Below are 22,636 nucleotides of genomic sequence, written 5' to 3' on the forward strand. Positions count from 1 at the left end.
TCCGTTTTGTTCTTGGGTGGCGCTTAAGCTGTGCCTGTTTCCAGTGCGCGCGGACGGTTATGGCGCTCCTGAAGTTCAGGCTTGTCTGTGGCGACCAGAGTCACGTTAAACTCAACTTCGGTGATCGGCCCGGTAACACCGTGCTGGCCCGCAGTTTCTGACTGTTCGACGTGACTGGCAGCAACTACCAGCTCTTCGCGGGTTGCAAAGGCGAAATCATCGTAGGTGTACTTGTCGCCGGCAATGTTGATTTGCGTGGTCAGGTGCTTATAACCGGGTTTAGACACAAAATAGTGAATGTGTGCCGGCCGCTGGCCGTGGCGACCCAGATGATTCAGCAATTTCTGAGTGGAACCTTCCGGTGGGCAACCGTAACCCGAAGGCATGATGCTTTGGGCGGCGTAACGGCCTTCCGCATCGGTGGTAATGCGGCGACGCAGGTTGTATTCGCTTTGCGACTGATCAAAGTAGGAGTAGGCGCCTTTGGTGTCTGCGTGCCAGATATCCACAACGGCGTGGGCCAGCGGTGCACCGCTTTCGTCGGTAACTTGCCCCTTGACTAGAACAACCTCAGCCTCTTTGCTGGAACCATCGTCCATGCGGGCAAAGCTGTCGCTGATCGGAGCGCCCGCAACATATAGAGGCCCCTCAATCGTACGTGGCGTACCTCCGGCCAGGCCCGCCTCTTCGTCTTCGGCGTCTTGGCGAATGTCGAGATAACGGTCCATGCCCAAGCCCGGCGCCAGCAGGGCAGCTTCACCGTTGGCACCCAACTCACCCACGTAGTAAACCGCGCTCCAGAACTCTTCCGGTGTGACGTCAAAGTCTTCAACGATTTGGAAAATATCGTGCATAACGCGGTGAACGATTTTTTTCATACGTTCGTTGCCGCCACTCATGTCGAAGCCGGCAACTTTTTCCAGCAGCTCTTTAACTTCAGCAGATTGCATGGTTTTAACGGTCATTGTGATCTCCTCATTCTTTTGTTTTTGTTGCTCAATACGCAACATGTTGTGGTTTGCCCAACCAACAGGGCTTGGCACCGATAACGAATACGCCCAATCAGCTGTCGTCTTCACGAATTGAAGACGGATGACGACACAGAGGCGCAACGGTTATGTCCATGTAAGGAAACAACGGAAGATTGCTGATTAGGTCCTGCAACTCGGCGTTGTCTGCAACGTCGAAAATACTCACGTTTGCGTAGCTACCGGCCACCCGCCACAAATGGCGCCATTTGCCATTTTCTTGCAGGCGCTGGGCGTACGCCTTTTCACGGGATTTAATGTCTGCCGCGATATCAGCCGGCATATCGGTCGGCAAGTTCACTTTCATTTCGACTTTGAACAGCATGTCAGATTCTCCGCTTCGTGGTCTTGCAGTGTGATTATTTACGTCTGTAATGCATCAGTTTGTCTTCGTCGATTTCGACTCCCAGGCCCGGACCTGCCGGCAAATCGACACCGTTGTCATGAAAATTCAGTGGCGTGACGACGATGTCGTCTTTCATCAGTAGCGGACCAAACATCTCGGTTCCCCAATGCAGGGTTTCCAAGGTGGACCAGGCATGCAATGACGCGGCGCTGCCAATCGTTCCTTCCAGCAATGTGCCGCCGTATAGGCCGATACCAGAAGCCTGCGCAACCATTGCCTGCTCCAGCGCACGCGTTGGACCGCCCGCTTTTGCAATTTTCATTGCCACCGCGCCTGAAAACCCTGCAGCTGCAAGTGCGAACATGTCTTTAGCGTCAGCAACAGATTCATCTGCCAGAATCGGGATGTGAAATTTCTTAGACAGCCGCACCAGCGCAGCAAAATCTTTCATTGGGGTAGGCTGTTCAACCAAATCTATGCCCGCAGCTTGCAACTCAGCCATTCCTTTAGCGGCCGTTGCTTCATCCCAGGCTTGATTTACATCCACACGAACACTGGCATGGTCACCAACAGATTCTTTAATTGCGACCACATGGCGAACGTCATCCATCAAAGCGCGGGAGCCAATTTTCAACTTAAAATCGCGGTGGCGATTTTGGGCCAGAATACTGTGCGCTTCATCTATATCTTTTGCGGTATCGCCACTGGCCAGAGTCCACAGAACCGGAATATGCCGATGCAGGGCACCGCCCAACAGATCACAAAGTGGGCGATTTAGTCGCCTGCCTTGCATATCAAGCAGCGCGGTCTCAATGGCAGACTTGGCAAGATTATTTCCACGAACTGAGCAATTCAGTCTTATTCTGAGGATATTGATCTGATCCGCTGGCTGATCAATCAATAGTGGTTTGAAATAGGTGTCAATGGTAAGTTTCACGCTTTCCGGACTTTCAGGCCCATAGGCAAGACCACCAATTGTTGTGGCTTCACCCAACCCCTCAAAGCCATCGCCATCCTTGATGCGCACTATCACCATGGTCTGAACGCCCATGGTTGTCATAGATAACTTGTGCGGCCGAATGGTCGGAATATCGACCAGGATGGCTTCGATGGACTGAATGGCTGTGGACATATGTTCTCCGAATAGCAGATGAAAATATCTGTTATTCACAAAGTACGCAGTTTTACGGACATCAACCAATATTGATTAGGTAACAACCAATACCCTGGAGGTATGAATGGAACTTAGGCATCTGCGGTACTTTGTGGCAGTCGCAGAGGATTTAAATTTGACCCGAGCGGCAGAAAAGCTGTTTATCGCCCAACCACCACTAACCCGGGCGATCAAGCAGCTGGAACAGGAGATCGGTGCGGAATTGTTCATTCGCAAACCTCGCGGCCTTGAGTTAACCACCGGCGGTGTCTACTTCCTGGAGCAGGCGCGACAAATTTTGGATAAAGTAAACGCCGCGGTGAACGACACCAGGCGAATTGCCGAGAATCGAAAAACCGTATTCGCAATCGGATTTGTGCCCTCTGTATTCTATGGGCAGCTGCCGCTAATGGTGAGACGCCTGCGTCGTAACAAGAACCTCGAAATTATCCTGCATGAAATGAAAACACGGGAACAGGTCGACGCGCTCAAAGCGGGCAAAATCGATATCGGCTTCGGTCGAATACGCATTGAGGACCCGGATGTAGAGCAAGAACTGCTCTTTGATGAACCACTGATCGCCGCCGTACCTGCAGGCAGCCCGCTCACACGGCACCCGCCGTCTATGACGGAGTTATCGGAATGGCCGATGATCGCCTTTCCCTCCAGTGCCGGCCCAAACTTTACGGAACTAACTCAAGGGTTGTTTCATAGACGTGGCTTGCGCATCAATGTGATACAGCGAGTTAATGACTTGCAAACCGCTCTGTCATTGGTGGCTTCAGATATGGGATTTACTCTGGTGCCGGAACAGGTTAAGCGACTGCAACGAGAGGGCGTCGCCTACATGTCACTTGAAGACGACAACATCAGTGTCCCGGTGATTGCTTCTCGCCGGCAAGGTGAGAATCCAAACTCGGTAATGCGGCTGGCCAATACGATTTTAGCTGAACTAGTGGAAAATCGGCTTGCCGGACGCTATCCGTAGTTAAAGGGCCTGCCATTTTAATGCGCCATCTTGCTCACAGCAGCGGCTGCTTTCTGTAACCGGGGAAGATATACATCCACAAGCCTCGCCATATCTACCCGCGCTGCGTTGGTACTGATATTAATAGCCCCGAGTAACTCGCCACTTCTCGAAAAAACCGGCACCGCAACGGAACGAAGCCCTGAATCCAGCTCCTGATCTACAATGGCATAGCCATTTTTGCGAACTCTGCCAATTTCCTGTTTTAGGGAAGCAGGGTTAGTTATTGAGAATGCCGTAAACGCTTCCAGTTTTACGCGCTCAAGGAAAGCCCCTATATCAGCTTCCGACAATTGTGCCAACAGTACACGTCCCATGGAGGTGTAAGCCGCCGGCAAGCGAGTACCAACGGAAAGTGTAATGGCCATTAACCGGTGCCGTGCCGACGAACGAACGACATAGACCACATCGTCAGCGTCCAACACCGCCAGCGATGATGACTCGCCAAGCTCTTCGGTTATGTCCTCAAGTTGCTGCTGAATAACAACTCGATACTGATTCGATGCCTGGTAGGCGTAGCCAAGCTCCAGCACCCGGGGCGTCAGCTCAAACTGCCTGCCGTTTCGCTTTACAAACCCTAGGGCATGAAGCGTCAGCAGCAAACGTCGCGCCTTGGCTCGGTCCATCTCGGTTCGGGTTGCCACCTCGCTGAGGGTCATACGGCGGCGCTCAGCATCGAATGCCTGTAAAACCTCAAGCCCGGAGGCAAGCGCGCCAACATAGTCTCTGTCACCGGGCTTGAGAACCTGGTCGTTCATTTCTTCTCCTTCATCGCTCAAAAGACAAACTCGCCGCATCTTAGCGGCTCGTTCGGTGACCGAACATCCGTGCACCTTGCCGTTCGGTGAAAATTTGTACTTGACGGCGGCAAAATCTTCAAGTCATTATGTTCGCATATAAAACTTATATTCGCATTACGAACTTTTAAACACCACATTGGAGATAGTGTCATGTCTGAATTTCTCTCCCTTCAGGAGGCTGTGAGTCGCCACATAAGCAACGGCGATACGGTCTGTATGGAGGGCTTTACACACCTGATTCCTTTCGCAGCAGGCCACGAGATCATCCGCCAGGGCAAACGTGACCTTACGCTAATTCGCATGACACCAGATTTGGTTTATGACCAGATGATAGGCGCCGGCTGCGCCAAAAAACTTATTTTTTCCTGGGGCGGCAACCCCGGTGTTGGCTCGCTGCACCGCCTTCGAGACGCGGTAGAAAAGGGCTGGCCGAACAAACTGGAAATTCTGGAACACAGTCATGCCGCCATGGCCTGCGCTTATGAAGCCGGTGCCGCCGGTCTCCCGCTGGCCGTTATGCGAGGCTACATTGGCAGTGACTTGCCGAAGGTGAACGATCAGATCAAATTCATCGAATGTCCGTTCACTGGTGAGCGTCTGGCCGCCGTGCCCGCCATTCGTCCGGACGTGGGGGTGATTCACGCCCAGCGCGCCGACCGGAAGGGCAACGTGTTGGTCGAGGGAATTATCGGCGTCCAAAAGGAAGTGGTTTTAGCCGCCAAACGCAGCATCGTGACCGTTGAAGAAATTGTGGATGACCTGGGCGCCGGGGTGAATGCCTGCGTTATTCCATCGTGGGCTATCACAGCCATTGTGGAGGCACCGAGAGGCGCCAGCCCTTCCTACGCGCTGGGATATTACGACCGCGACAACGCTTTCTACAAGGAGTGGGACACCATTGCCCGTGATCGCGACACCTTCGCTGCCTGGCTAGACGACAATGTATTTGAAAAAGGAGCTGCGTGATGAGCCTTGAATTTACCTCTTCGGAAATGATGAGCGTCACCGCCGCTCGTGCTCTAAATAACAGCATGACCTGTTTTGTGGGCATCGGAGTGCCTAGCGAAGCCGCCAACCTGGCAAGGCTGACGCACGCACCGGACGTTACCTTAATCTACGAATCCGGCACGTTACAGACCAAACCCGATGTTCTACCCTTATCGATCGGTGACGGCGAGCTGTGCGAGTCTGCGCTTACAACGGTATCGGTGCCTGAAATGTTCCGCTACTGGCTACAAGGCGGACACATCAGCGTTGGCTTTCTGGGCACCGCCCAAATCGACCGCTATGCCAACCTCAACACGACCCTGATCGGCGACTATCGCGAACCCAAGGTTCGATTGCCCGGCGGCGGCGGCGCACCAGAAATTGCGACAAATGCAAAAGAAGTGTTTGTTACGGTGAAACACTCCAAACGCACGTTTGTCAAAGATGTCGACTTCGTAACAACCGTTGGCTTTGGCCGTGACGGAAAAGCCCGGGATAACGTGCCCAACATCGGCCAAGGCCCAACCATTGTCATTACCGATCTGTGCATTCTTAAACCAGACCCAAAAACCAAAGAGCTGGTGGTTACCTCCCTGCATCCATCGGTTACCCGAAAAGATGTTATTGACGCTACAGGCTGGGGCATCCGCTTCGCAGACGACATCAAAACAACACCGGAACCAACAGCCAAAGAGCTAAAAGTCTTACGTGACCTTAAAGCTCGTACCCATACCCATCATGCCGGCCAACAATGAGAAAACAACATGACTGACGTATTCTTGTGCCATCCGCGCCGCTCCGCCATCGGCCGCTTCGGTGGAGCGCTTGCCAGTGTTCGGCCAGACGATCTCGCCGCTGATATTTTCAAAGCCGTCCTCAACGAAGCTCCCGACCTGGATCCAGCTGCCATCGACGAAGTGATCATGGGGTGTGCCAACCAAGCCGGTGAAGACAACCGCAATGTGGCAAGAATGTCGGCCTTGCTCGCCGGCTTACCCACATCCATTCCCGGCACCACAATGAACCGACTCTGCGGCTCGGGTATGGATGCCGTAGGCACCGCTTTTCGCGCTATCCGCGCTGGTGAAATGGAACTGGTGCTGGCGGGCGGCGTGGAGTCCATGTCGCGCGCGCCCTACGTGATGGGCAAAGCCGACTCTGCGTTTTCGCGTAACCAAAGCATTGAAGACACAACCATCGGCTGGCGCTTTGTTAACCCGCTGATGCAGCGCCAGTACGGCACCGACGCAATGCCCGAAACAGCCGAAAATGTGGCAGAGCAGTTCAATGTGACACGCGAAGAACAAGATCTATTCGCTCTGCGCTCGCAGCAAAAAGCAGCTGACGCACAAGAGCGAGGTATCTTTGCCGAAGAAATCGTTGCAATTAGCATTCCGCGTCGCAAGCAGGACCCGTTGGTATTCGATACCGACGAGCACCCCCGCAGCACCACCCTGGAGAAACTGGCCGCCCTGCCTGCACCGTTCCGTGAAGGTGGCAGCGTCACCGCTGGCAATGCCTCCGGTGTGAACGACGGCGCCGCCGCCATGCTGGTCGCCAGTGAGAACGCGGTTAAGGCTCATGGGCTGAAGCCAATGGCCCGCATACTGGGCATGGCCACGGCCGGAGTGGAGCCACGCGTGATGGGCATTGGCCCGGTGCCCGCCGTTCGCAAACTGCTGAAGAAGCAGGGCATCAGCATCAATGACATCGACGTGATTGAACTGAACGAAGCCTTTGCCGCCCAAGGCCTCGCGGTCCTGCGTGAACTGGGCGTCGCCGATGACGATCCACGGGTGAATCCGAACGGTGGTGCCATTGCCCTCGGCCACCCTCTGGGCATGTCCGGCGCCCGGTTATTACTGACGGCAGCCCACCAACTCCAGCGTACCAATGGCCGTTACGCCATGTGCACCATGTGTGTCGGTGTCGGCCAGGGTATTGCTACACTCATCGAACGGGTCTGAAACAGACCAAAGTAAGGAGAGCACATGGCATTTCTCAAACACAACGGCCGCACCATCTGTTATCGCTTGCTGGGTGACAGCGCGAAACCGCTGTTGCTCATGGCGCATCCCCTGGGTATGACCCAGGGCGTATGGGACGACATGCTGCGAACATTATTGGGTAAATTCCGGGTACTGACCTGGGACCTGCCGGGGCACGGTGCCAGCAGCGCCTGGACGGAAGATTCCGGCCAGATCACCCCAGAAGACCTGGCGCAAGAAGCACTCGCGCTGGCCGCAGCTGCCGACGCTGAGAGTTTCCACTTTATCGGCACATCCATTGGCGGCGTGATTGGCCAGCAGCTCATCAGCCGGCATTCGGACCGATTGATCTCTACCACGCTCACCAACACCGGTGCCGTGATCGGCACGCATGAGGCCTGGACCAGCCGCTCGGCGAGTGTCATGAAATTCGGCCTTGATACTATGGCGGTAGACATCGTGCCACGCTGGTTTGGCCCTGCCGCCTGCGATCAGCAGCCAGCTTTGGTAGAAGGCTGGCGCGTAATTATGGGGCGCGGCGATAAACGGAGCTATGCGTTGCTATGCGAAATGTTGGGCCAGTGTGATTTCAGGAAAAAACTGCAAAACCATCGCGCGCCCTTGATGCTGGTGGGCGGGACCGACGATGTCGCGACACCGCCAGAGGCACTGCAAGCCCTGGCCCAGTTCACCGGCGCCGCCGCACCGATCATCCTGGCGCAGGTTGGTCACGTGCCCTCCGTGGAATGTCCGGAAAAGCTTAACCAGATTCTGCTTGAAAACCTGGCCTGACCACCAGCCCAGAAGCCAGGCCTCGTCGTCCAGGGTCTGGCTTCTGCTTTTCAATCTCGCTTTTCAGAATAAGGACAAACCTCTGCACTCGGCGGATAGATTTGCCGTGCGAAAAACCTTAGCATTCCTCCACGATGCGAACTAGTGCCCAGTGGAAACAGAATCATGCCCAATACCGTCACCCTTGAACCGGACATCTCTAACCCTGGACCTTCCAAGCCTCTGGTCTGCGGAGTACTGATTCTAGCAATTGCCAGCTCCGCTGCACTGCTGATCATAGCTGACGATTCGATTCAGGTCGTTCTCGCAGCCCTGACCGTCGGTTTGGCCGCCACCGCGCTGACACTCTGCGCCAAATTGAAGCCAGTGACGGTTACAATCCGGGAACAAGCGCCTGCCCCGGAACCGATACCCGAACCGGTGCAAGAGCCGGAGATACAAGCTTCGCCCCCAGCTCTGGAATTACCAGATCCCATGCTGATCAGTCACTTGGATGATCTGCGCAGCAACGTGGAGGTCATACTTGCGGAAATGCACGAGGCCGGAAAACTCGCGAAAGCGTCTGGCGCCAAGGTGAGCCAAAGCGCGAACTGCATTTCCGAATCCGAGGCGTCTATCCGGGAACTGGTCAACTTCATGAGCCGCATTGATGAGGTCTTCACCCAGCTTGGCAAGCAGTCCGAGGAGATCGGCAGCATCGTAGGTAACATTCAAGACATTGCAAAACAGACCAACCTGTTGGCTTTGAATGCCTCCATTGAGGCCGCTCGCGCAGGGGAACACGGTCGTGGTTTTGCCGTGGTCGCCGACGAAGTGCGCAATCTGGCGGTGCGTGCTAACGAATCCAGCGAGAGTATTCGCGCCATCGCTAACAGCCTCAATACAACCTCGGTCGAGGCCGGTAACGGCATGGACAGAATCCGGGAATCGTGCAACCAGTGCCTAAGCCAGTCGGGCGAAGCGCTGCAGACGATGAAGGATATTCAGGCCGGAGCGGTGGCTCGTATGGGAGTGGTCCAGGGCATTACTGACCGGCTGCAGGTTCAGCGCAACCTCACCCGTCAACTTTACACGGACCTCAGCGTAGAAGACTGACATGCCGTGCCGATATCGAGGAATTTACCACCAGTCAATGGGTAAGCGTAATGGAATAAGGAATACAGCACCCGTTCTGATTACCGGCCTGATACCGGATCAATCCTTGTTAAAGGTCTGTTTGGGAGCTAAAGATCTACCATTGCGCGAAGAGCTTCTCCGGCTCTTCGCGTTTTTTATTGGCCAACTGGCCAAAATTCAACGTGCCAATGATGCCTTGCAAGCACCGGACACCGCTGTGCAGAAAACGGATATTTCTGCATCGCTTTCACGCCTCTAATAATGACACTCACAACAATAATCTGAGGTGCAGAGATGAACAGAACCAAAACCCTTGCCCGCGCCATACTGGCAACAACTCTTTGCGCAGGGCTTTCGACCTCTGCTCTTGCTGCTGCTGGAGATCCGATAAAAATTGGCCTTATGCTCCCTTTTAGCGGTATCTATGCACAGCTCGGCGAAGCTGGCCGCGACGGTCTAAAACTAGCACTGAAGGAAAAAGTCTCAGAATTGCACGGGTCACCTATAGAATTTATTGAACTGGATACCGAAGCCAAGCCGTCGCGAGCGCCTGAACTGGCGTCTTCTTTGTTGAATCAACATAAGGTGGATTTTGTAATTGGTCCTGTTCACTCGGGCGTGGCCATGGGCATGATCAAAATGCTGCGAGGCAAAGACACCATCATGATCATCCCAAACGCCGGCTCAGCAGCCGCAACCGGCCCACTGTGCGCACCAAATATTTTCCGCACGTCCTTTTCTTCTTGGCAGCCATCTTACCCGATGGGCAAAGTTGCCCTCGAAAAAGGCTACAAGAAAATTTACGCCATTAGCTGGAACTATGGTATGGGCCAAGAGAGCCTGGATGCGTTTGAAGAGTCCTTTACCGCCGGTGGTGGTGAGATAGTCAAAAAGGTCCTACTGCCCTTCCCGTCGACGAACTTCCAACCCAACGTTAGCGACATTGCAGACCAGAATCCTGACGCAGTATTCACTTTCTTTGCCGGTGGTGGCGCTATCAAGTTCGTGAAGGACTTTGATGCCATGGGACTGCGCGGAAAAATCCCGCTGATGGGCTCCGGCTTTCTCACTGAGGGAACCTTGACAGCCCAAGGCGACGCAGCCGAAGGCGTTATGACTGGCCTTCACTATGCCGAGCAACTTGATGTTCCCAAAAACCACGAGTTCCGCGAAGCCTTCAACACGGAGTACGGGCACTACCCCGACATTTATGCTGTTCAGGGCTATGACGCGGGACAAGCGATCACCAACACCGTCAATCTTTTGAAGGGTGATATCTCTGACAAACAGGCCGTCATCAGCATCATGGAAGGCCTGATCATTGATAGCCCCAGAGGCGCATTCACGTTCTCAAAAGCCCACAACCCGATTCAGAATATTTACCTGCGCGAAGTGAAAGATGGCGTAAACGTGGTTCAAAGCATTGCCGCCGAAGCACTGGAAGACCCGGCGCGCGGCTGCAAACTCTGATCCCGGACTTTATTATTGCTCCCCGGCTTGCGCCGGGGAGGTTATCGAAACTGACCTCCCGCACACGCAAAGTAGCCTCCGAATAATCTTTGGATTTCAATATGTCTGCCGAATTGTTTTTTGTGCAACTCGTTAATGGTATTCAGTACGGGCTTCTCCTTTTTCTGATTGCCTCTGGTCTCACCCTGATCTTCGGCGTCATGGGCATTCTCAATCTTGCTCATGGTTCAATGTATATGGTAGGCGCTTATCTTGTATGGTACTTCGCGGCTGTCACCGGCAGTTTTACCGCTGCAGCTGCTCTTTCCGCCGTGATCGCTCTTGGCTTAGGAATTCTCATAGAAAGGCTCTTGATACAACGGCTTTACAATCGAAATCACCTGGATCAAGTACTGCTTACGATCGGTATGATCTTCGTATTCAACGCCCTACAAAGCATTCTCTGGGGTAACGACCCTCACGGCGTCAGCGTGCCGGACGCATTAAGCGGCTCTATTCCCTTTACCGACAACTCAAGCTACCCCATCTATCGCATTTTTGCGGCTCTAGTCTGCATCGGCATTGCGGCCGCTCTATATTTTGTCGTCAGCAAAACGCGGCTAGGCATGCTGATACGCGCGGGAGAATCTAACCGCGAGATGGTAGAAGCACTCGGCGTGAATATCAAAAACCTTTACACCATCGTGTTCGCCATCGGCGTTATGCTAGCCGCCATTTCGGGAATTATCGCCGCTCCAATAAGGTCTATTGTGCCGGGCATGGGCGAAAGCGTGCTAATTACCTGCTTTGTGGTCGTCGTGATTGGCGGCATGGGCTCTATTAAAGGTGCTTTCGTAGGTGCGCTACTGGTCGGCGTGATCAGCACCTTCGCTGCAGTGCTGATACCGAGCATGTCCAACATGATTATCTACATCTTTATGATCCTGGTGCTGCTGGTTAAGCCCCAGGGCCTATTTTCCAAGTAGGCGGGAGCCGACCATGATTTTCGAAAAACGCACTGAACGTATTTTCCTGGCAACTTTTTTTATAATCGCACTCTGTATCCCGCTTTTTCTGGAGTCCAACTCCTTCTTTGTAGGTAAGGCCACAACTATTCTGATCCTCGCCATCTTTGTAATGTCGCTGGATTTTCTGGTGGGACGAGTTGGCTTGGTTACGTTGGGCCACGCACTGTTCTACGGACTAGGCGGGTACCTTTTCGTTATTCTTACCCCGGAATATGAAGCGGTTAACTTTTGGATATACGCCATCTATGTCATGTGCGTCAGTGCTTTTGTGGCGCTGGTAGTCGGAGTAGTGGTACTGCGCACCTCGGGCATTTACTTCATCATGATTACCCTCGCGATATCACAGATGGTCTATTACTTCTTCTTCGACTCCCTACATTTTGGTGGTGGTGACGGCTTGTTTATTTTCATAAAACCTGACACCAGCATTTTTGGCCTTAGCTTTCTGAACCTAGACAATCCGACACACTTCTATTATTTGGCACTACTCGGAGTGTTGATCACGCTGCTGACCATCAAAATTGTTTTGCGCTCACGCTTTGGTCGTATTGTCGAAGCAAGCAGGCTGAATCCGGCACGAACTGAAGCTCTGGGCTACAACATCTTCAGCTTTAAACTAATCAGTTATGTCATAGGCAGCACCTTAGCTGCCTATGCAGGGCTTCTATTTGCTCTGCAGTACGGCTATGTCAATCCTCAGTTTATGACGTGGGAAATGTCCGGCACAGCCCTGGTGATGTCTATCTTGGGCGGTATGGGAACTATTTATGGTGCCATTCTTGGCACAATCACATACGAAGGCCTGCAATATTTCTTCGAGCATATGAGCAAAGACTGGATGTTGTTTATGGGTGGCTCCATCATCTTAATGGTTCTGTTGTTACGCAAAGGCCTTGCCGGCTACCTTGAAAAATTGCTGGAGAAGTAATTATGGCTAACAAAATTATTTTGGAAACCGAATCTCTGAGCAAACATTGGGGCGGCATTAAAGCGTTAGACGACATTTCTCTGCAGTTTCATGACAAGCAACTTCACGGTGTGGTGGGGCCCAACGGCGCCGGCAAGAGCACGTTGTTAAATATGCTGTGCGGAGCTTTGAAACCAAGCAGCGGCTGTATTTTTCACAACGGCGAACAAATTGAAGGCATGAAGCCGTGGAATTTTGTGCGCCGCGGTATTGGCCGCAGTTTTCAAAAAACCAATATCTACGCCGATATAACGTGCTTGGAAAACTGCGCCGTTGCGGCCCAACGCCGCTTTACCGGCAGTTTTAACCTGTTTGCATCACGTCATTCCAATAAAATGGTCACAGAAGCGGCTGAAAAAGCTCTCTACCAAGTTGGCCTGGGCAATCGGATTAGCTCCATTGCTGCTGAGATTTCCTACGGCGAGCAGCGGCAGCTTGAGTTGGCTATGGTATTAGCGACTGATCCGTGCATCCTGCTGCTGGACGAACCTATGGCCGGCATGGGGCACGAAGAGTCTTTACGCATTATCGAATTGTTAAACGAACTCAAGAAGTCATACAGCATTGTGCTAGTCGAGCACGATATGGATGCCATTTTTGAGCTTTCGGATCAGTTGACTGTGCTTGATAACGGCACGCACTTGATTACTGGCACAGTGGATGAAGTGCGCAATGAACCACGGGTAAAAGAGGCTTACCTGGGCAAAGAAGAGGAAGAGGAAACCGCATGAATAACAGCCTGTTGGAAGTTAAAAACCTCAATACTCTTTACGGTCGCAGCCATATCCTCCATGACCTGTCATTTTGCCTGGACAAAGGCAAGTCAATGAGCCTGATGGGGCGTAACGGCATGGGCAAAACCACCACGCTCAAGTCAATTCTCGGCATTGTTCCGCCCCGCAGTGGCCACGTTTATTTCGATGGTGAAGACATCACCAAACTTCCCACCTGGAAGCGAATGCGACGCGACATTGCATACGTGCCAGAAGGTAGGGGCATGTTTCACAACCTGACGGTGAAAGAACATCTGCAAATGGCGGCCCGCCCGAGCAGTAACGGCGACAAAAGCTGGGACTTTGATAGGGTGATGGCGACTTTCCCTCGCCTTCAGGAAAGGCTATCGAATCTAGGTACGGAGCTTTCTGGAGGCGAACAGCAAATGCTGGCCATAGGTCGGGCGCTCGCAACCAACCCGCGACTGATGATCCTTGATGAAGCCACAGAAGGGCTTGCGCCGCTGATCCGCGAAGACATCTGGAATGTAATCGCCACCATCAGGGAGTCTGGCATTTCGACACTGGTGGTAGACAAGAACATCAGAGCCCTTAGAAAATTGTGTGACCATCATGTTGTTGTTGTTAAGGGTAAAGTGCACTTTTCTGGCAGCTCTGAAGAGCTTGCTCAGAAGCTACAGGAAGTTGAAACAGCGCTTAGTGTTTAAACGTACAAGAAATGGATAGGAGTGTTCATTTACTGGATATTTGACAAAGAGTTAATAGCCGATAGTTCAAGCGTCAAAAAATAAGGAAACAATAAGGAGACAATAAATGAACTATCGTAACTCACTGTTGGCGTTGGCGGTTGCATCCACCGTCAGCGTTGCACCTTCCGCTTATGCTATCGAGCTTGGCGAGTTTAACGACACAACATTCAGCATTGGAGGGTATTTCAAGGCTGAGGCTATCTATGAAAAAGTAGATGACGGTGACTCCCACATCTTCGGCCGCTCCAATCAGAGTCGTGTTAATCTCAAAACTGTTACAGAAAAACAGGGCCACACGATTGTTGGTTTTGTTGAAAGTGATTTTTATGGCGGCACATATCCCGGTGAAAATAACGACCTTCGCTTACGCCATGCATTCATCAAGATTGATCAAACAACGGTAGGACAAACTTGGACCGGTCAGTTCTGGGTAGTCGCCTATCATGACTATCTAGATTTTTTGGGCGGCCCTCGAGGCACCCTTGGCGGCTTTAATTTCCGCACAAACCTGATAAGCCATGAAGTTGCAGGCTTTCGCCTGACCGCTCAAGATCCTGTGAATAACGATGCCGACACTCCCGACCTAGCCGTAAACTATAACCTGAATTTCGACGGTAGCCACCGTGTAATTCTGACCGCTTCTGGTCGTGGGCTGGCTAACGACGACTTTGCCGGTGGCGGTGCTATTGGCTCCAAGTTTATGCTTGGGCCCCACAGTATCAACCTGAATGCTCACTATGGCGAGGGCTTGGGCGCTTCACTGGTGTGGGCGCCAACAATAGCCTGAGCTCACCCGACACCGAGAACGGCGAAGCTGTTAGCCAAGCAGGTTTCGATATCGGCTTCCGCTATGTGATCAACCCTGAATGGCGAGCCAACGAGGCCTACACGGCTGTGGAAGTGGATGACATCGCCAACACGGATTATGAAGCTCAACGGGTCAACCTGATCCATACCGTTGCCCAAGGTCTTGAAGTTGGAGTTGAGTGGCGCAAGTACAATCTGGCGTTTGGCCCCCTCCTCCCCAAAGGCCAACAAGTCGAGATAATGGCTAAATACGCATTCTAGATCAAAAAGTTAGAATCATAACTTACAAGTTTGAAATAACAGGCGCCGACTGTCTTCCCGGCGTCTGTTATCATTTTACACCCGAATCAAGCTAACAACCTTACGACGGCACTATCCATGGCAGAAGAAAGTCCAAAAAGGCAAGGAATTGGCTCCCTAGAGATTGGCCTTCGTGTTCTTGACTACATATCTACGGCCGCAAAACCACCTACTTTGAAAGAACTGTCAGGGGCCTTGAATTTGTCCCCAAGCCGTGCCCACAAATATCTAGTGAGCCTTCTACGCGAAGGCTACATTAACCATGTCAATCAAACGCAGTACACACTGGGGAACTCAAGCCTCACGCTTGGCATCTCCGCACTGCGTCGAATCAACCCAATACAGTTGTCCTACGAAGCTGTTGACCTGTTAAACGAAGAAACTGACAAGACAGTCTCTGTGACTGTCTGGAACGGCAACGGGCCTTTAGTTATCAAGTGGCTCGATTCCAGCCAGCCGATAGCCGTTAACGTACGCCTGGGCGCTGAGCTTTCAGCTCTGAACTCGGCCTCTGGCCGTATATATCTGGCCAACATGCCTCTGGACAGGCGCCTGGAGCTGATTGGTAATTATTACCGGCAGTCTCGCACACTTCCCAAACACAACAGAAAAGACATACCTCGGGAGAAACTCGGAAGTCATCTAGAAATGGTGCGTGAAAATGGCTATTGCGCATTTTTCAGCGACTATCTGCCCGAAATCAATGTGCTCAGCATGCCTGTATTCGACTTGAATGGGAACATTGTCACCGTCATCACGCTGCTTGGCCTTGAACGAGATACGGACATCAGGGAAGGCTCTGAACTGTTCAGACAAGTACGTCTGTGCGCGACCAAGGTCACCCGTCAAATTTGTGGTCAGCCCACTAAACGCATGGTTTCAGAAGGCAATTCACCGAACAACTTGCGGTAGTCCGACGAAAAACGACCGAGGTGACTGAAACCGTAATCCAAAGCAACTTCGGTGACGTTACGGCAATGCCCCTGCAGTAAGTCGTTCCTCAGATTTCTAAGCTTGACGAGCTTCACATAGCTTTTAGGTGTCGTTGAAAACGTCCGGGAAAAACCGTTGTAGATAGAACGAATACTCATATTCGAAACTTGGGAAAGCGTTTCAAGGTCAATATCTTCTCTAATATTTTTGTCAATATAGGCAACAATTCGCTTCATCGAAAGAGGAATTGGTTGGGCATTGTCCGAAGCATTCCAAGTGTTGGGAAATACTTTGAGCAGCTTCTTCAATATGATTTCGCGATACGACAAAGAAATAGGCCCAAAACCTGTATCACCGGACTCATCGAACTCTGAAAATACCGCAGCAAGCAAGTTGGTAAGAGATGGATTTAGCCTCATGTCAACCGGAATTCGATTGAAACGCACCGGCTGCCCCCCGGCAGAGGCTCCACTGCTACAAACCGATCTCATCAAGTCCACAGGAATCTTAATAATAATCTTTTCGCATTCCTGAGTGTATTCCAGATCAATAGCTTCATCTGGATTAACCATCAGTGCCTGCCCACGACGTACTTTTAAACTCTCGTCCCCTTGACGCCAGCGGCACTCCCCTCGGGTAACCACCTGAAGATGGTAGATTTCATCCAGCGCAGAGGTTTTCACTCTGACCGAGCTACCGTAGCTAATTTTTGATAATCCGAAGCCTGCAAACTCGCCGAAGCTCAGGCTTGCAGCGCGGTTCTCGCCACCCAACATGTCCAAGCTGTGGCCTCCGATATGCTGATTCACAAACGCTGAAACTTCTTCAGGATGCGCACCGTGAAAGATCGTTGAAGTAGCGAGCGACTGAGAGAACATGATTCACACCATTGTATTTATTATTAATGAGTTTACCTTATATGAACGAATGGCTGCGATCAACACTCAAATCCATACCTGAACTTGCAAGGCTGTTTGATCTCGAACACAAAAAACCCGACAGAGAAACTCAATCGGGTTTTTTATGCGAACTTGCTAGCGATGTTGGAGCAAAATCACTTATGCCGTCAGCATCAGATGCTCACCGCGTCAAAAATGAATCACCGTCCGAATGCTCTTCCCCTCATGCATCAGATCAAACGCCTTATTGATGTCTTCCAACGGCATTTTGTGGGTAATAAACACGTCCAGTGGAATGTCACCGCTCTCGGCTTTTGCCACGTAGCCCGGAAGTTCGGTACGGCCTTTTACACCGCCAAAAGCAGAGCCTTTCCAGACCCGGCCGGTAACCAGCTGAAATGGGCGAGTGCTGACTTCCTGGCCGGCGCCAGCCACGCCGATGATGATGGATTCACCCCAGCCCTTGTGGCAACACTCCAGCGCAGCGCGCATTAGCTGCACATTGCCCACGCATTCGAAGGAATAGTCCACACCGCCGTCGGTCATTTCGATGATCACGTCCTGAATAGGCTTGTCGTGGTCTTTCGGGTTGACTACATCGGTGGCGCCCAACTGCTTCGCGATGTCGAACTTTCCGGGGTTAATGTCAACAGCAATAATACGACCGGCTTTGGCCATTTTGGCGCCGATAATGGCCGCCAGGCCAATGCCACCCAAACCGAAGATTGCGACCGTGGCCCCTTCTTCTACCTTGGCGGTGTTCAGCACGGCGCCAATGCCGGTGGTTACACCGCAGCCCAGCAGGCACACTTTGTCCAACGGTGCTTCTTTGGGGATTTTTGCCAGCGAGATTTCCGGCAGCACGGTGTATTCAGAGAAGGTTGAGCAGCCCATGTAGTGGTAAATAGGCTCGCCCTTATAGCTGAAGCGCGAGGTACCATCTGGCATCACACCTTTACCCTGGGTTGCGCGCACAGCGCCACACAGGTTGGTTTTACCCGAGGTACAGAATTTGCACTCGCCGCATTCGGCGGTGTACAGCGGGATAACATGGTCGCCCACTTCCAGATTTTTCACACCCGGACCCACAGCTTCAACAATGCCGCCACCCTCGTGGCCCAGAATGGTCGGGAACAGGCCTTCGGGGTCGGCGCCCGACAGGGTGTAGGCATCGGTATGGCACACACCGGTGGCCACAATACGCACCAGAACTTCGCCTTCCTGGGGCGGTGCGACATCCACTTCTACAATTTCCAGCGGCTGATTGGCAGCGAAGGCCACGGCGGCACGGGATTTAATCACGGGATATCTCCTTGCAGGCAGAGTTAACGTTAGAGAGTTAAAATAGAGAGTTACGGTTATTCCGGATACTAAGAGTTTGACGGATTATAGACGACCGGTCTAGTATAGGTGCCATGACGACGAACGACACACGCAATCTTATTATTCAAACAGGCGCTGACCTTATCGGCACGAAGGGCTTTGGTGCAACCGGCATCAATGGCATCCTCACGGTTGCGGGCGTACCTAAAGGGTCGTTCTATCATTATTTTAGCAGCAAAAATGACTTCGGCCTCGCGATCATTGATACCTTCGCCGACGAATACGATGCGAAGCTGGACCGGATGCTCAACGACAGTAGTCGTTCCTGCGTGGATCGCCTGCGCGCCTACTTCGATATTGGCTTTGAAAACATGACCAACTGCGACTGTACCCGTGGTTGCCTGATTGGCAACTTAGGACAGGAGCTTGCAGGGCAAAATGAGACCTTCCGCGTTCGACTGGATAAGGTATTCACCGGCTGGGAAAAACGCTTCGAACGTTGCATAGCCGAAGCACAAACCGCCGGCGACATTGACTCCTGCATTGACCCTTCAGATGCTGCCAGTGTTTTGTTGTCTGGTTGGGAAGGCGCCATTCTGAGGTCAAAAGTTGTGAAATCAACGGATCCCATGGAACGGTTTGCACGTGTATTTTTCACTCAGTATCTTGGCATTGTCTGATTTTTTTTCGCGCAGTTACTAGTAGACTGGTCTAATTAATATTAATTAATCTAAAACGAGTACATTTTATGAGCAACCAACAACCGAATGATCCGCTATTTCAGCCTTTGACTATGGGCAGCCTCACACTGCCCAACCGGGTTCTGATGTCACCGCTAACCCGTTCACGTTCAAGCCAACCGGGCGATATTCCGAACGACATGAACACGCAGTATTACCAGCAGCGAGCCAGTGCTGGGCTGATCCTGAGTGAAGCCACTCAGATTTCTTCCCAGGGCAAGGGCTACGCCTTCACGCCGGGAATTCATTCTCAGGAACAGATTGATGGCTGGAAAAAGGTAACCGACGCAGTGCGCCTGGCCGGCGGTCGTATCCACATGCAACTGTGGCACGTTGGTCGCATCTCCCGCCCCGAACTGCAGCCGAATGGCCAGTTACCGGTTGCACCGTCTGCCATCAAACCGAAAGGCGCCAAAACCTATATCAGTGCCGATTCCGGCATGGTGGATGTGCTTGAGCCCCGGGCGCTGGAAACCCACGAGATGGCCGGCATTGTCGAACAGTATCGCCAGGGCGCCCTGAACGCACAAAATGCAGGGTTTGACGGCGTTGAGGTTCACGCCGCCAATGGTTATCTGTTGGAGCAATTCATAAAAAGCGGCAGTAACCACCGCACCGACGAATACGGTGGCTCATTGGAAAATCGCCTGCGCCTGCCGCTAATGGTGATTGAAGCCGTCATCGATGTGTGGGGCAAAGACAAAGTGGGCGTTCGTGTTGGCCCAACCGGCAGCTTTAACGGCATGCACGATGACAACCCCATCGAAACCTTTACGGCCTTTGCCAAACACCTGAACGACCTGGGGATCGCTTATCTTGAGGTGGTAGAAGACTCATTCCAGGGCAATCACGCCAGCGGTCGCCCGGAAGATATCATCGACGCGATTCGAGCTGTTTATGAAGGCACTTACATCGCCAACGGCGCCTACACAGCCGAAGAAGCCCGCACGCGCATCAGCGAAGGCCGTTGCGACCTGGTGACCTTCGGCCGCCCGTTTATTGCCAACCCGGACCTGCCCGAGCGGTTCCGCCAGAATGCAACGCTCAACGGCTGGGATGACAGCACCTTCTACGGTGGCGATGAGCACGGCTATACCGATTACCCCACACTGCAAGAACTCGATATTAGTGCCTGATCAGAATTTTCTGATCAAAACAGGAGAAAAATTATGAGCAACACCAACGATCCGATTAATGGCAAGATTGTCATCATCACAGGCGCCAGCAGCGGTTTGGGCGAGTCCACCGCCCGCCACCTGGCCGACCGTGGTGCCAAACTGGTACTGGCAGCCCGCAGGGAAGACCGTCTGAAGTCTTTGGCCGAAGAGCTGGAAGCAAAAGGGGCAGAAGTCTTGTGGCAGGTCACCGATGTTACCGATCGCACACAGGTCGAAAGCCTGGCTGCAGCAACCAAAAAGAAATTTGGCCGTATTGATGTTCTGATCAACAACGCTGGCCTTATGCCCCTGGCGCCGCTGGATGCCCTGAAGGTAGACGAGTGGGAACAGATGATAGACGTCAACATCAAGGGCGTTTTGTATGGCATTGCGGCCGTGTTGCCCACCATGCGCGAACAACACAGCGGACACGTGATCAACTTATCTTCGGTAGCCGGGCACAAAGTGTTTCCGGGCGGTGCAGTTTATTGCGCGACCAAATACGCAGTCAGAGCCCTGTCTGAAGGCTTGCGCATGGAAGCCGGTGACGAGATTCGCAGCACCAACATTTCACCGGGTGCGATTGCCACCGAGCTGACCAGCACTATTACCGACCCCGATGCAGCCAAGGCAGCGGAAGAGCTTTACAAGGTCGCGATCAACGCCGATTCGGTTGCCCGTGCCATTATCTACGCCATTGAACAGTCCCATGACGTCGATATCAACGAGATCATCCTGCGCCCTACGGCTCAGGAGATGTAAACCCGCTTTCGAGCTGGTGAAGTTCCGGGCGCCGACCCTGTTGGCGCCCGGCAATACCCCCTACATATCCGGGACCTTCTGGTTCACATCCAGAATGGCACCGTCAGGCTTAAACGAACCCTCATAGAAGCGTTGTGGATAATCCTTTTAACCCGCGGAAGCGTAGTGTTATAACCATACGGGGCTTAATGAGGAATTTACGTTGCGCACGCTTTACTGGTTTACCAGAGATCTTCGCTTACACGACAACGCCGCCTTGCTGGCAGCGTCCAAGTCGGACATGCTGCTGTGCGTTTACGTTGTAGAACCACGATGGTTCAAACCTGGGCCGTTACAGTGCAAAACCATGGGCCACCACCGCTGGCGCTTTTTATGGCAAAGCCTGATTGGGCTGGAACGCAGCCTGCGCGCCTTGGGCCAGCGCCTGCACATCGCCTGGGGCGACCCGGAAACCGTGATTCCTGCGTTGGCCCACGGCCACGTCATCAGCCGAATTGTGCGTTCGCGCCAGCCCGGTACCCGTGAAGCCGTGCAGTGGCAAACTCTTCAGGACAAACTCCCGAAAATAGCGTTCACGCAATACGAAACCCTCGGCCTGTTTACTGAAAGCCTGCTGCCTATGCCCTTGCAGGACTTGCCGACGACCTTTTCCCAGTTTCGTAAACTGATTGAAAAAAAGGGCGACCGGGGGCCATCGCGGTTGCGCATTCCAACGTTAAAAATGCTACCGCCGGCACCGGGTTTGCCAGACGATAATCGCGGCGAATGCCCGGCCATTCAGGAGCCGACACAGCCGCAAGCGTTCAGGGGCGGCGAGCAAGCAGGCCTGGCGCGCTTGCAGGATTTTTTAGCGGGCACTCATGCCATTGACACCTACAAGGAAACCCGCAACGCGCTGGACGACTGGAATTCATCGTCCAAGTTCTCGCCCTGGCTTGCCCATGGTTGCCTGTCAGCACGCGAAGTAGCAGACAGCATCAGCCTTTATGAGCAGCAACACACCAGCAACGAATCCACCTACTGGCTCTGGTTTGAAGTTCTTTGGCGTGAATATTTTTACTGGTATGCCCTGCGGCACGGGTCTGAGCTATTCCGTCGCGACGGTGTGCAAGGCAAGCGCCAGTCCGTGACTTTCTACGGCCACCGTTTCAAGGCCTGGTGCGAGGGCAATACCTCGTATCCGCTGGTGAATGCCGCCATGAACCAGCTGCGGGAGACCGGTTACATCAGTAACCGCAGCCGCCAACTGGTCGCCAGCTGCTTTATTAACGAGCTTGAGCTGGACTGGCGCTATGGTGCAGCCTGGTTTGAGCAGCAATTGATCGATTATGATGTGGCCAGCAATTACGGGAACTGGCAATATCTGGCAGGTGTGGGCGCCGACCCCCGCGGACTGCGCCGTTTCAACCTGGACAAGCAAGCCCAGCAATACGACCCCAACGGTACCTTTGTTGAGCGCTGGAACGGCCACGCCGATCAGCCCGTAGGGCTGCACACCGTGGATGCGGCTGACTGGCCGCTCTCCTGACTTAAGGGCCTTCATTCAGGACA

25 protein-coding genes are annotated in these 22,636 nt (G+C 52.9%); 19 read left to right on the forward strand and 6 right to left on the reverse strand.

The genetic code is table 11. The features are described from left to right. Positions 1-23: 23 nt before the first annotated feature. The 3 genes from catA to MELB17_RS04915 all read right to left on the reverse strand — a co-directional run bounded on the left by catA (position 24) and on the right by MELB17_RS04915 (position 2,506). Positions 24-965 carry a catechol 1,2-dioxygenase gene (catA, locus tag MELB17_RS04905; RefSeq protein WP_036183609.1) on the reverse strand — a complete coding sequence of 314 codons (942 nt, stop codon included), beginning with the start codon at positions 963-965 and terminating at the stop codon, positions 24-26. A gap of 97 nt (positions 966-1,062) precedes the next feature. Further along, positions 1,063-1,353: a muconolactone Delta-isomerase gene (gene catC / locus MELB17_RS04910; protein ID WP_007349035.1), complete on the reverse strand. Its 291-nt coding sequence runs from the start codon at positions 1,351-1,353 to the stop codon at positions 1,063-1,065. Positions 1,354-1,387: 34 nt separating this feature from the next. Further along, positions 1,388-2,506 (reverse strand): muconate/chloromuconate family cycloisomerase, encoded by a 1,119-nt coding sequence (locus tag MELB17_RS04915; protein ID WP_007349036.1) that lies wholly within the window; start codon positions 2,504-2,506, stop codon positions 1,388-1,390. A gap of 106 nt (positions 2,507-2,612) precedes the next feature. On the opposite strand from MELB17_RS04915, the gene MELB17_RS04920 reads away from it, so the two are divergent. Continuing rightward, positions 2,613-3,515 carry a LysR family transcriptional regulator gene (locus MELB17_RS04920; protein WP_007349037.1) on the forward strand — a complete coding sequence of 301 codons (903 nt, stop codon included), beginning with the start codon at positions 2,613-2,615 and terminating at the stop codon, positions 3,513-3,515. Positions 3,516-3,532: 17 nt separating this feature from the next. On the opposite strand, the gene MELB17_RS04925 is transcribed toward MELB17_RS04920, so the two are convergent. Then, on the reverse strand, positions 3,533-4,312 hold the full coding sequence (locus MELB17_RS04925; RefSeq protein ID WP_007349038.1) for an IclR family transcriptional regulator C-terminal domain-containing protein: 780 nt from the start codon (positions 4,310-4,312) through the stop codon (positions 3,533-3,535). 192 nt (positions 4,313-4,504) lie between these two features. Here MELB17_RS04925 and MELB17_RS04930 point away from each other — a divergent pair, with 192 nt between their 5' ends. The 14 genes from MELB17_RS04930 (at position 4,505) to MELB17_RS04990 (ending at position 16,183) form a co-directional block, all read left to right on the forward strand. Then, on the forward strand, positions 4,505-5,320 hold the full coding sequence (locus MELB17_RS04930) for a CoA transferase subunit A (RefSeq protein ID WP_036183618.1): 816 nt from the start codon (positions 4,505-4,507) through the stop codon (positions 5,318-5,320). Then, complete coding sequence (locus MELB17_RS04935) at positions 5,320-6,096, forward strand: CoA-transferase subunit beta (protein ID WP_007349040.1); 777 nt, start codon at positions 5,320-5,322, stop codon at positions 6,094-6,096. Before MELB17_RS04930 ends, MELB17_RS04935 begins: the two co-directional genes overlap by 1 nt. A 9-nt stretch (positions 6,097-6,105) precedes the next feature. Further along, positions 6,106-7,308: a 3-oxoadipyl-CoA thiolase gene (pcaF, locus tag MELB17_RS04940; protein ID WP_007349041.1), complete on the forward strand. Its 1,203-nt coding sequence runs from the start codon at positions 6,106-6,108 to the stop codon at positions 7,306-7,308. Between the two features lie 24 nt (positions 7,309-7,332). Then, positions 7,333-8,121, forward strand: coding sequence for an alpha/beta fold hydrolase (locus MELB17_RS04945; RefSeq protein WP_007349042.1), 789 nt, complete (start codon positions 7,333-7,335; stop codon positions 8,119-8,121). Between the two features lie 165 nt (positions 8,122-8,286). Continuing rightward, entirely contained in the window at positions 8,287-9,216 is a 930-nt protein-coding gene (locus MELB17_RS26295; protein WP_007349043.1) for a methyl-accepting chemotaxis protein, read from the forward strand. 37 nt (positions 9,217-9,253) lie between these two features. Next, positions 9,254-9,496, forward strand: coding sequence for a hypothetical protein (locus MELB17_RS04955; protein ID WP_007349044.1), 243 nt, complete (start codon positions 9,254-9,256; stop codon positions 9,494-9,496). Between the two features lie 35 nt (positions 9,497-9,531). Next, positions 9,532-10,707: an ABC transporter substrate-binding protein gene (locus tag MELB17_RS04960; RefSeq protein WP_007349045.1), complete on the forward strand. Its 1,176-nt coding sequence runs from the start codon at positions 9,532-9,534 to the stop codon at positions 10,705-10,707. 101 nt (positions 10,708-10,808) lie between these two features. Continuing rightward, a complete protein-coding gene (locus MELB17_RS04965) occupies positions 10,809-11,672 on the forward strand; it encodes a branched-chain amino acid ABC transporter permease (RefSeq protein ID WP_007349046.1) in 864 nt (287 codons plus the stop codon). Positions 11,673-11,685: 13 nt separating this feature from the next. Then, positions 11,686-12,642 carry a branched-chain amino acid ABC transporter permease gene (locus MELB17_RS04970; RefSeq protein ID WP_007349047.1) on the forward strand — a complete coding sequence of 319 codons (957 nt, stop codon included), beginning with the start codon at positions 11,686-11,688 and terminating at the stop codon, positions 12,640-12,642. Between the two features lie 2 nt (positions 12,643-12,644). Next, positions 12,645-13,412, forward strand: coding sequence for an ABC transporter ATP-binding protein (locus MELB17_RS04975; protein ID WP_007349048.1), 768 nt, complete (start codon positions 12,645-12,647; stop codon positions 13,410-13,412). Beyond that, positions 13,409-14,122, forward strand: coding sequence for an ABC transporter ATP-binding protein (locus tag MELB17_RS04980; RefSeq protein ID WP_007349049.1), 714 nt, complete (start codon positions 13,409-13,411; stop codon positions 14,120-14,122). The genes MELB17_RS04975 and MELB17_RS04980 overlap by 4 nt, the downstream gene beginning before the upstream one ends. Before the next feature lie 106 nt (positions 14,123-14,228). After that, positions 14,229-14,951, forward strand: coding sequence for a hypothetical protein (locus MELB17_RS04985; RefSeq protein ID WP_007349050.1), 723 nt, complete (start codon positions 14,229-14,231; stop codon positions 14,949-14,951). After that, on the forward strand, positions 14,930-15,232 hold the full coding sequence (locus MELB17_RS25355; protein WP_227498802.1) for a hypothetical protein: 303 nt from the start codon (positions 14,930-14,932) through the stop codon (positions 15,230-15,232). The genes MELB17_RS04985 and MELB17_RS25355 overlap by 22 nt, the downstream gene beginning before the upstream one ends. A gap of 117 nt (positions 15,233-15,349) precedes the next feature. Continuing rightward, on the forward strand, positions 15,350-16,183 hold the full coding sequence (locus MELB17_RS04990; protein WP_050774902.1) for an IclR family transcriptional regulator: 834 nt from the start codon (positions 15,350-15,352) through the stop codon (positions 16,181-16,183). Here the strand turns inward: MELB17_RS04990 and MELB17_RS04995 are convergent. Next, positions 16,129-17,082 (reverse strand): AraC family transcriptional regulator, encoded by a 954-nt coding sequence (locus tag MELB17_RS04995; protein WP_007349053.1) that lies wholly within the window; start codon positions 17,080-17,082, stop codon positions 16,129-16,131. The genes MELB17_RS04990 and MELB17_RS04995 overlap by 55 nt on opposite strands. A gap of 210 nt (positions 17,083-17,292) precedes the next feature. After that, positions 17,293-18,405 carry an S-(hydroxymethyl)glutathione dehydrogenase/class III alcohol dehydrogenase gene (locus tag MELB17_RS05000; protein WP_007349054.1) on the reverse strand — a complete coding sequence of 371 codons (1,113 nt, stop codon included), beginning with the start codon at positions 18,403-18,405 and terminating at the stop codon, positions 17,293-17,295. 113 nt (positions 18,406-18,518) lie between these two features. On the opposite strand from MELB17_RS05000, the gene MELB17_RS05005 reads away from it, so the two are divergent. The 4 genes from MELB17_RS05005 (at position 18,519) to MELB17_RS05020 (ending at position 22,613) form a co-directional block, all read left to right on the forward strand. Next, positions 18,519-19,106, forward strand: coding sequence for a TetR/AcrR family transcriptional regulator (locus tag MELB17_RS05005; protein WP_007349055.1), 588 nt, complete (start codon positions 18,519-18,521; stop codon positions 19,104-19,106). Between the two features lie 68 nt (positions 19,107-19,174). Then, a complete protein-coding gene (locus MELB17_RS05010) occupies positions 19,175-20,302 on the forward strand; it encodes an alkene reductase (protein ID WP_007349056.1) in 1,128 nt (375 codons plus the stop codon). A 33-nt stretch (positions 20,303-20,335) separates the two neighbouring features. Next, on the forward strand, positions 20,336-21,085 hold the full coding sequence (locus MELB17_RS05015; RefSeq protein ID WP_007349057.1) for an SDR family oxidoreductase: 750 nt from the start codon (positions 20,336-20,338) through the stop codon (positions 21,083-21,085). Between the two features lie 202 nt (positions 21,086-21,287). After that, positions 21,288-22,613, forward strand: coding sequence for a DASH family cryptochrome (locus MELB17_RS05020; RefSeq protein WP_007349058.1), 1,326 nt, complete (start codon positions 21,288-21,290; stop codon positions 22,611-22,613). Positions 22,614-22,636 lie beyond the last annotated feature (23 nt).

The organism is Marinobacter sp. ELB17, from assembly GCF_000169375.1.
Taxonomy (GTDB): Bacteria; Pseudomonadota; Gammaproteobacteria; order Pseudomonadales; family Oleiphilaceae; genus Marinobacter.

Coding starts and splice junctions, on each gene's coding strand:
- MELB17_RS04990 (WP_050774902.1), top strand. CDS start 15,350: ATGGCAGAAGAAAGTCCAAAAAGGCAAGGAATTGGCTCCCTAGAGATT.
- MELB17_RS05010 (WP_007349056.1), top strand. CDS start 19,175: ATGAGCAACCAACAACCGAATGATCCGCTATTTCAGCCTTTGACTATG.
- MELB17_RS04965 (WP_007349046.1), top strand. CDS start 10,809: ATGTCTGCCGAATTGTTTTTTGTGCAACTCGTTAATGGTATTCAGTAC.
- MELB17_RS26295 (WP_007349043.1), top strand. CDS start 8,287: ATGCCCAATACCGTCACCCTTGAACCGGACATCTCTAACCCTGGACCT.
- MELB17_RS04925 (WP_007349038.1), bottom strand. CDS start 4,312: ATGAACGACCAGGTTCTCAAGCCCGGTGACAGAGACTATGTTGGCGCG.
- MELB17_RS04945 (WP_007349042.1), top strand. CDS start 7,333: ATGGCATTTCTCAAACACAACGGCCGCACCATCTGTTATCGCTTGCTG.
- catC (WP_007349035.1), bottom strand. CDS start 1,353: ATGCTGTTCAAAGTCGAAATGAAAGTGAACTTGCCGACCGATATGCCG.
- MELB17_RS04970 (WP_007349047.1), top strand. CDS start 11,686: ATGATTTTCGAAAAACGCACTGAACGTATTTTCCTGGCAACTTTTTTT.
- MELB17_RS04975 (WP_007349048.1), top strand. CDS start 12,645: ATGGCTAACAAAATTATTTTGGAAACCGAATCTCTGAGCAAACATTGG.
- MELB17_RS04955 (WP_007349044.1), top strand. CDS start 9,254: ATGGGTAAGCGTAATGGAATAAGGAATACAGCACCCGTTCTGATTACC.
- MELB17_RS04995 (WP_007349053.1), bottom strand. CDS start 17,082: ATGTTCTCTCAGTCGCTCGCTACTTCAACGATCTTTCACGGTGCGCAT.
- MELB17_RS04960 (WP_007349045.1), top strand. CDS start 9,532: ATGAACAGAACCAAAACCCTTGCCCGCGCCATACTGGCAACAACTCTT.
- pcaF (WP_007349041.1), top strand. CDS start 6,106: ATGACTGACGTATTCTTGTGCCATCCGCGCCGCTCCGCCATCGGCCGC.
- catA (WP_036183609.1), bottom strand. CDS start 965: ATGACCGTTAAAACCATGCAATCTGCTGAAGTTAAAGAGCTGCTGGAA.
- MELB17_RS04930 (WP_036183618.1), top strand. CDS start 4,505: ATGTCTGAATTTCTCTCCCTTCAGGAGGCTGTGAGTCGCCACATAAGC.
- MELB17_RS04985 (WP_007349050.1), top strand. CDS start 14,229: ATGAACTATCGTAACTCACTGTTGGCGTTGGCGGTTGCATCCACCGTC.
- MELB17_RS04920 (WP_007349037.1), top strand. CDS start 2,613: ATGGAACTTAGGCATCTGCGGTACTTTGTGGCAGTCGCAGAGGATTTA.
- MELB17_RS04980 (WP_007349049.1), top strand. CDS start 13,409: ATGAATAACAGCCTGTTGGAAGTTAAAAACCTCAATACTCTTTACGGT.
- MELB17_RS05015 (WP_007349057.1), top strand. CDS start 20,336: ATGAGCAACACCAACGATCCGATTAATGGCAAGATTGTCATCATCACA.
- MELB17_RS05005 (WP_007349055.1), top strand. CDS start 18,519: ATGACGACGAACGACACACGCAATCTTATTATTCAAACAGGCGCTGAC.
- MELB17_RS04915 (WP_007349036.1), bottom strand. CDS start 2,506: ATGTCCACAGCCATTCAGTCCATCGAAGCCATCCTGGTCGATATTCCG.
- MELB17_RS04935 (WP_007349040.1), top strand. CDS start 5,320: ATGAGCCTTGAATTTACCTCTTCGGAAATGATGAGCGTCACCGCCGCT.